Below are 6625 nucleotides of genomic sequence, written 5' to 3'. Positions count from 1 at the left end.
CAGCCGGCGCTGCCGCCGCTGGCGCGCGACACCCGGATCGCGGCGGCGGCGCGCGAGCATGCCGCGACCCAGGCGCGGCGCGGCGGCGTCGGCCACGGACCGGCGGGATCGCTGGGTCAACGCCTGCGCAACCACGGCGTCTGGGCGGGGATCTCGGCGGAGAACATCTCCTACGGCTATGACGAGCCGCGCGCCGTCGTGCGCCAGCTGATCATCGACACGGGGGTCGCGGGCCGGGGCCACCGCCGCAACATCTTCACCCAGGGCTACCGGTCGGCGGGCGTCGCCTGTGGCCCGCACGGCGCCTATGGCGCCATGTGCGTCATCGATTTCGCCGGCGCGATCGTACAGCGCTCGGCGGAGAGGTGAGACCGGGGGTCTAGGGCTTCGCCACCGGCGGATAGGCGTGGGCCCCGCCGTTGGGGTCCTCGACCTCGCCGGCCGAGGCCAGATAGTCCGGACCGATCGGAACCTTGCCGTGGCCGTCGGGAATGTCGAGCACGTAGGTCGGCTGGCACAGGCCCGAGAACCGGCCGCGGATGGCGCGCATCAGGGCCCGGCCCTCGTCCACCGTGGTCCGCAGGTGGCCGGTGCCCGGCGCATGGTCGCCGTGGTGCAGGTAGTAGGGACGGATGCGGGTCTCGACGAAGGCCCGCATCAGGCCGCCCAGCGCGTCGGGGTCGTCGTTGACGCCGCGCAGCAGCACCGTCTGGCTGAGCATCGGAATCCCGGCGTCGATGATCCGGGCGCAGGCCGCCCGCGCCGCCGGGGTCAGTTCGCGGGCGTGGTTGGCGTGCAGGGCGACATAGACCGCCTTGCCCGGGACCTTCAGCGCCGCGACCATCTCGTCGGTGACCGCGCCCGGATCGACCACCGGCACGCGGGTGTGGAAGCGCACGACCTTGACGTGGTCGATGGCCGCCAGGCGCTCGGCGAGGTCGCGCAGCCGGCGCGGCGACAGCACCAGCGGGTCGCCGCCGGTGACGATCACCTCCCAGATCTCGGGATGCGAAGCGACATAGGCGAAGGCCGCGTCCAGCTGGGCCGGCGTCAGGTTCGCCAGGCCCTCGGGCCCGACCATCTCGCGGCGAAAGCAGAACCGGCAATAGACCGCGCAGGTGTGGGTGGGCTTGAGCAGCACGCGGTCGGGATAGCGGTGGACCACGCCCTCGACCGGGCTGTGGGTCAGGTCGCCGATCGGATCGCCGGTCTCGACGGCGGTCTGGGTCAGTTCGGCCTCGTGCGGCAGGAACTGGCGGGCGATGGGATCGTCGGCGTTGGCCGGGTCGATCAGCTCGGCCATCTCCGGGGTGATCGCCACCGCATAGCGCGCCGCGACCCGCTCCAGGGCCGGCAGCCGCTCGGGAGCGATCAGGCCGGCATGGACCAGGGCGGTGGCGCTGCGGAGGGTGCGGGCGACGGTCATGAGGCGCGGGATATGGCGGATTAGGACGCCCGGAGCAATGCGGCGGCCTAGCCGAGGTCCTCGACCCACCTGCGCCGCCGGCTTTCGGCCGCGCCCTTCAGCAGCCTCCGGAAGGTCGGGCACTCCATATGGCTGGGCGCGGGACAGGCGGCGGCGTGGCGCAGGCCGTCGCGCAGCGCGCCCAGGCGGCGGATCGTCTGGTCCAGGTCGTCGGCCTTGGCCGAGAGCTGGACGCGGTCCAGGCGCGGCCGCCCCGTCTCGTCGAACATGCCGGCGATCTCGTCGAGCGAGAACCCCGCCGTCTGGGCCAGGGCGATCAGCGACAGGCGCTCGAGCACGCTGGCCTCGAAGAGCCGCTTGAGCCCCCGTCGACCGATCGAACCGATCAGGCCCTTTTCTTCGTAGAAACGCAGCCGGGAGGCGGCCATTCCGGTACTGTGCGCCACCTCCGCGATGTCGAGAAGTTTCACCATTGACCTCAAGTCGGCTTGAAGTCGTAGCCTCGTCCATAGCCCACGTTGAAAGCAAGGAGGATCGTGTGACGCAGTCGAAGATCGAGGCCAACCAGGCTCAGGCCGAGCTCTGGAACGGCCTGGCCGGCCAGAACTGGGTCGAGCAGAACGCGATGCTCGATCGCCTGTTCGAACCCTTCGAACGGACGCTGCTCGACGCGGCCCGGCAAGAGGGCGCGCGCGAGGTGCTCGACGTGGGCTGCGGCGCCGGCGCGACGACCTTCGCCGTGGCGCGAGGCCTCGGCCGGGAAGGCCGCTGCACCGGGATCGATCTGTCCGCGCCGCTGATCGCGCTGGCGCGGCGGCGCGCAGCCGACATGGGCGCCTCGAACACCGACTTCGTCGTCGCCGACGCCCAACGGTGCGATTTCCAGCCCGCGACGTTCGACATGGTGATCTCGCGGTTCGGGGTGATGTTCTTCGACGACCCGGTCGCGGCCTTCGCCAACCTGCGGCGCGCCACGCGTCCAGAGGCGAGCCTGGCCTGCATCGCCTGGCGCGGGATCGAAGAGAACCCGTTCATGACCACGGCGGAACGGGCGGCCGCCCCGCTGCTGCCCGAACAGCCGCCGCGCGCCCCGAACGCGCCCGGCCAGTTCGCCTTCGCCGATCCCGACCGCGTCGGCGGGGTACTGTCGGCGGCCGGGTGGCGGGACGTCGACCTCCAGCCGCTTGACGTCGCCTGCGCGCTGTCGGCGGACGACCTGGAAACCTACCTGACCCGCATGGGGCCGGTGAGCCTGGTGCTGCCGGGCCTGGAGGCGGATCGCCGCCGCGCGGTGATCGCCGCCGTGCAGCGGGGCTTCGAGCCCTTCCTGGCCGACGGCGTGGCGCGCTTCACCGCCGCCTGCTGGCTGGTGCGGGCGCGGGGCTAACCCGCCACCGGCGTCCACATCACCTGGTCCACCCGCGACGCGCCCGCCGCCAGCATCACCAGCCGGTCGAACCCCAGCGCCGAGCCCGAGGCCTGCGGCATGATCGCCAGCGCCGCCAGGAAGTCCTCGTCCAGCGGGTAGCGCTCGCCATGGACCCGGGCCTTCTCGTCCATCTCGGCCTCGAAGCGGCGGCGCTGCTCGGCGGCGTCGGTGAGTTCGCCGAAGGCGTTGGCCAGCTCGACCCCGCAGGCATAGAGCTCGAACCGCTCGGCGACGCGCGGATCGCCGGGCTTGGGCCGGGCCAAAGCGGCCTCGGCGACCGGATATTCGCAGAGGATGGTGGCGCGGCCGATCCCCAGGTTCGGCTCGACCTTCTCGACGATCACCCGGCTGAACACGTCGGCCCAGGTATCGTCGTCGGCGACGCGGATCCCGACGGCCCGCGCCGAAGCGGCCAGGGCGTCGCGATCGACGGCTCCATCAGCGGAAATCGAGGCCAGGAGGTCGATGCTCGCGTGACGATCGAAGGCCTCCGCCACCGTCACCCGCTCGGGCGCGGCGAACGGGTCGCAGACGTGGTCGCGAAAGCGGAACTCCCGCGTGCCCGCCGTCTCGGCCGCCAGGGCCAGCAGCGCCGCGCAGTCGTCCATCAGGGTCTGGTAGGGCGCGTCGACCCGGTACCATTCCAGCATGGTGAACTCCGGATGATGCAGCGCCCCGCGCTCGCGGTTGCGCCAGACCTTGCCGAAATCGAAGATCCGCCGCTCGCCCGCCGCCAGCAGCTTCTTGCAGGAGAATTCCGGCGAGGTGTGCAGGTAAAGCGGCGCGGCCTCGCCCGAGATCGTCAGGGCCTGGGTGGCGAAGGCGTGCAGGTGGGCCTCGTTGCCGGGCGAGACCTGCAGGGCGGCGGTCTCGACCTCTAGGAAGTCCTGCCCTTCGAACCAGGCCCGGAACGCGGCCTTGATCCGGTTGCGGGCCAGCAGGAACGGCCGCCGGTCGCTATGGCTTTCGGGTCGCCACCAGGGCGACGGAGAGGCTGCTTGCACGGAGAAGTCCCTGGGACGGGGGTGGTTATCTTGGTGCGGATCGCTATAGGAGGGCGATATCCAACGCAAATCGCGCGGCCCCGGGCCGCCGCGGGACCAAGGACAGAATACGTGAAAGTCGCCGCCAGCTCGCTCCGGAAGGGTTTCGTCGTCGATATGGACGGCAAGCTCTACGTGGTCCTCAACGTCGAAAACATCCACCCGGGCAAGGGCACGCCCGTCACCCAGCTGAACATGCGCCGCATCTCGGACGGCGTGAAGGTGTCGGAACGCTACCGCACGACCGAGACGGTCGAGCGCGCCTTCGTCGACCAGCGCGACCACACCTTCCTGTACCAGGACGGCGAGGGCTACCACTTCATGAACCCGGAAAGCTACGACCAGCTCGTGGCCACCCCCGAGGTGATCGGTGACCTGGGCGCCTATCTGCAGGAAGGCATGGTCGTCCAGCTGTCGACCCATAACGACCTGCCGATCGCGCTGGAACTGCCGCGCACCGTGACCCTGGAAATCGTCGAGACCGAACCCTCGGTGAAGGGCCAGACGGCGTCGTCGTCGTACAAGCCTGCGATCCTCAGCAACGGCGTGCGCACCATGGTGCCGCCGTACATCGCCGCCGGCACCCGGGTGATCATCCTGACGGAAGACGGCTCGTACCAGGAACGGGCGAAGGACTAACTCAAGAGGTCGAGGGGGCGATCACTTGCCCCCTCCGCGCCTTCGGCGCTCCTCCCCCATAGGGGGAAGAGCCTCGCGCTCCAGGCTCCGCCCCCTATGGGGGCGGACAGGCGGCGTAGCCGCCAGGTGGGGGCAAGTGGCTCACCACCGCAGCGCCCAGCGCCCGATCAGCGCCCCCAGCGCCCCGACGACCAGCACGCCGAGCGTGTACCAGACCCCCACGAACACCATGGTGCTCTCGGCGCAGTGCAGGCCATAGATCGTGGCCGCCACCCCGCCGGCGAAGGCTCCGGCCGCGAAGCCGGTCAGGGCCGGGCGGGTCGGGGCCATGCGGCGCAGCACCAGCAGCGCCGCCGCCAGGCCCGGCAGCGACAGGGTCAGGATGTTGCCGGCGCAGACCGTCCACGAATGGCCGCGCAACATGATCATCCGCTGTTCGGGCGTGCTGAGCAGGCCCTGGGTCAGGCCGGCGACGACGAACACCACCAGCACCGCCGCTCCGAAGATCAGGGCCCGCCGAGGCGCGCCGTCCGGCCGGGCCAGGCGCTCCAGCGCCCAGAAGCCGGCCAGGGCCAGCAGCGCGGTGTAGGTGGCCTTCATCCAGAACATCCGGCCGGTCATCGCCTCGGCCAGGTCGTGGCGGGTGTGCAGCCAGACCAGCACCAGCACCAGGGCCGCCAGGGCCCCGGCCACGGCGACGCCGAGGAAGCGGCGCTGCACCGCGCCCTCGCGAATGGGGCGCGGGTCGGTCGCCAGTTGATCGATCAGATCATCCGTCCGCACGACCACGCATCCTTTCGCCGAGGGCCTTCAAGGCCCGATGCAGGGCGACCTTGGCCGCGCCTTCCGAGACGCCGGCCCGCGCGCCGGCCTGGGCCAGGCTGAGGCCTTCGATCTTGACGCCGCGCACCAGGTCGCGCTGGCGCTGGGGCAAGGTGTCCAGGGCGCGCTCCAGGTCCATGGCCGAGCCCGGCTCCGGGGCGTAGGCGGCGAGCACTTCCACATAGTCGTCGATCGGCACGGTCACGCGGATCTTGCGACGGCGCCAGTGGTCGATCAGCTTGTAGCGCGCCAGGGCGAAGGCCCAGGGGGTGAACGGCTGGGCGCGATCATAGGTCGCGCGCCGCGTATGCACCGCCATCAGGGTCTCTTGCACCAGGTCCTCCACATCGCCGGGGGCGTCGCGCATGCGGCGCTCGAAATAGGCGCGCAGACGGCCGCCCAGCAGCGACAGCAACAACCGATAGGCCGGAGCGTCGCCGTCCAGGCCCAGCAGCATCAGCGCCTTGAGGCGGGCTTCGGTTTCCGTCACGCCTCCCCCTTGTTCGCGCGAGACGGCGGAATGGTTACACGGCGTCGCCCCGGGCGGAAACCGGGTTGCGACCATCCGCGAATTTTGTTCGCCCAACGATGTAACCTTCGTTTCGCCGCGTCCGTACCTGCTGATGACCACGCAGAACGGGCCGACGACCGGCGCCGGGCCGGTCAAGCCACAGACGAAGGAAACGTCCCCCATGAGCCGCAACGTGAACGCTCCCGCCCTCGCCCTCGCCGCCGTGTTCGCCCTGAGCGCCGGCGCCGCCATGGCCCGCGACGACATGAAGCCCGCCAAGGCCGAGACCGAAAAGTGCTACGGCGTCGCCAAGGCCGGTCAGAACGACTGCAAGGCCGGAGCCGGCACCAGCTGCGCGGGCACCTCGAAGGCCGACTATCAGGGCGACGCCTGGAAGAAGGTCGCCAAGGGGACCTGCGTCACCCTCAAGACCCCGAACGGCACGGGCTCGCTGACCCCGAAGGCCTAACCGACGCCGTCATCCCGGACGAGCGCGAAGCGCGAAGATTCGGGACCGACCCAGAGCGCATGCGTTTCCGGCGGTCCCGGATCTGCGCTTCGCTTCGTCCGGGATGACAAGCTTTGTTGCTGGATCAAACCATGCTCCCCACCGCCGGCCTCGGCCTGAAATCGCAGCACTACGCGCAGGCGCTGGCCGCCGCGGCCGATGGGCTGTGGTTCGAGGTCCATCCCGAGAACTACATGGCCGCCGGTGGGCCGCGCCTGCGCTGGCTGGGGGCGATCCGCGAGACGCG

At 70.8% G+C, this 6625-nt stretch carries 10 protein-coding genes; 5 read left to right on the top strand and 5 right to left on the bottom strand.

The window, feature by feature from the left end:
* A partial coding sequence (locus tag PMI01_RS05265) for a CAP domain-containing protein (RefSeq protein ID WP_007664788.1) occupies nt 1–369 on the top strand: 369 nt, incomplete at its 5' end.
* Nucleotides 370–379: 10 nt separating this feature from the next.
* Here the strand turns inward: PMI01_RS05265 and PMI01_RS05260 are convergent.
* Nucleotides 380–1426: a lysine-2,3-aminomutase-like protein gene (locus PMI01_RS05260; RefSeq protein ID WP_007664786.1), complete on the bottom strand. Its 1047-nt coding sequence runs from the start codon at nt 1424–1426 to the stop codon at nt 380–382.
* Between the two features lie 47 nt (nt 1427–1473).
* Nucleotides 1474–1899: a helix-turn-helix domain-containing protein gene (locus tag PMI01_RS05255; protein WP_035034736.1), complete on the bottom strand. Its 426-nt coding sequence runs from the start codon at nt 1897–1899 to the stop codon at nt 1474–1476.
* A gap of 65 nt (nt 1900–1964) precedes the next feature.
* On the opposite strand from PMI01_RS05255, the gene PMI01_RS05250 reads away from it, so the two are divergent.
* The gene (locus PMI01_RS05250) at nt 1965–2813 is read left to right on the top strand and encodes a class I SAM-dependent methyltransferase (RefSeq protein ID WP_007664782.1); all 849 of its coding nucleotides are present in this window, start codon (nt 1965–1967) and stop codon (nt 2811–2813) included.
* Here PMI01_RS05250 and epmA read toward each other — a convergent pair.
* Entirely contained in the window at nt 2810–3859 is a 1050-nt protein-coding gene (gene epmA / locus PMI01_RS05245) for an EF-P lysine aminoacylase EpmA (RefSeq protein ID WP_007664780.1), read from the bottom strand. The two genes, PMI01_RS05250 and epmA, sit on opposite strands and share 4 nt — an antisense overlap.
* A gap of 111 nt (nt 3860–3970) precedes the next feature.
* On the opposite strand from epmA, the gene efp reads away from it, so the two are divergent.
* On the top strand, nt 3971–4537 hold the full coding sequence (gene efp / locus PMI01_RS05240) for an elongation factor P (RefSeq protein ID WP_007664778.1): 567 nt from the start codon (nt 3971–3973) through the stop codon (nt 4535–4537).
* Nucleotides 4538–4678: 141 nt separating this feature from the next.
* On the opposite strand, the gene PMI01_RS05235 is transcribed toward efp, so the two are convergent.
* On the bottom strand, nt 4679–5320 hold the full coding sequence (locus PMI01_RS05235) for an NrsF family protein (protein ID WP_007664776.1): 642 nt from the start codon (nt 5318–5320) through the stop codon (nt 4679–4681).
* Nucleotides 5307–5849: a sigma-70 family RNA polymerase sigma factor gene (locus PMI01_RS05230; RefSeq protein WP_007664773.1), complete on the bottom strand. Its 543-nt coding sequence runs from the start codon at nt 5847–5849 to the stop codon at nt 5307–5309. Before PMI01_RS05230 ends, PMI01_RS05235 begins: the two co-directional genes overlap by 14 nt.
* A 202-nt stretch (nt 5850–6051) precedes the next feature.
* Here PMI01_RS05230 and PMI01_RS05225 point away from each other — a divergent pair, with 202 nt between their 5' ends.
* Both PMI01_RS05225 and PMI01_RS26360 read left to right on the top strand, forming a co-directional pair.
* Nucleotides 6052–6339 (top strand): BufA1 family periplasmic bufferin-type metallophore, encoded by a 288-nt coding sequence (locus PMI01_RS05225; RefSeq protein ID WP_007664772.1) that lies wholly within the window; start codon nt 6052–6054, stop codon nt 6337–6339.
* Between the two features lie 131 nt (nt 6340–6470).
* The coding region (locus PMI01_RS26360) for a multinuclear nonheme iron-dependent oxidase (RefSeq protein WP_007664769.1) at nt 6471–6625 on the top strand (155 nt) is incomplete at its 3' end.

It is taken from the genome of Caulobacter sp. AP07 (assembly GCF_000281955.1).
GTDB lineage: Bacteria > Pseudomonadota > Alphaproteobacteria > Caulobacterales > Caulobacteraceae > Caulobacter.
The sequence above is the reverse complement of the archived record's forward strand: the minus strand, read 5'-3'. Positions and strand labels throughout refer to the sequence as shown.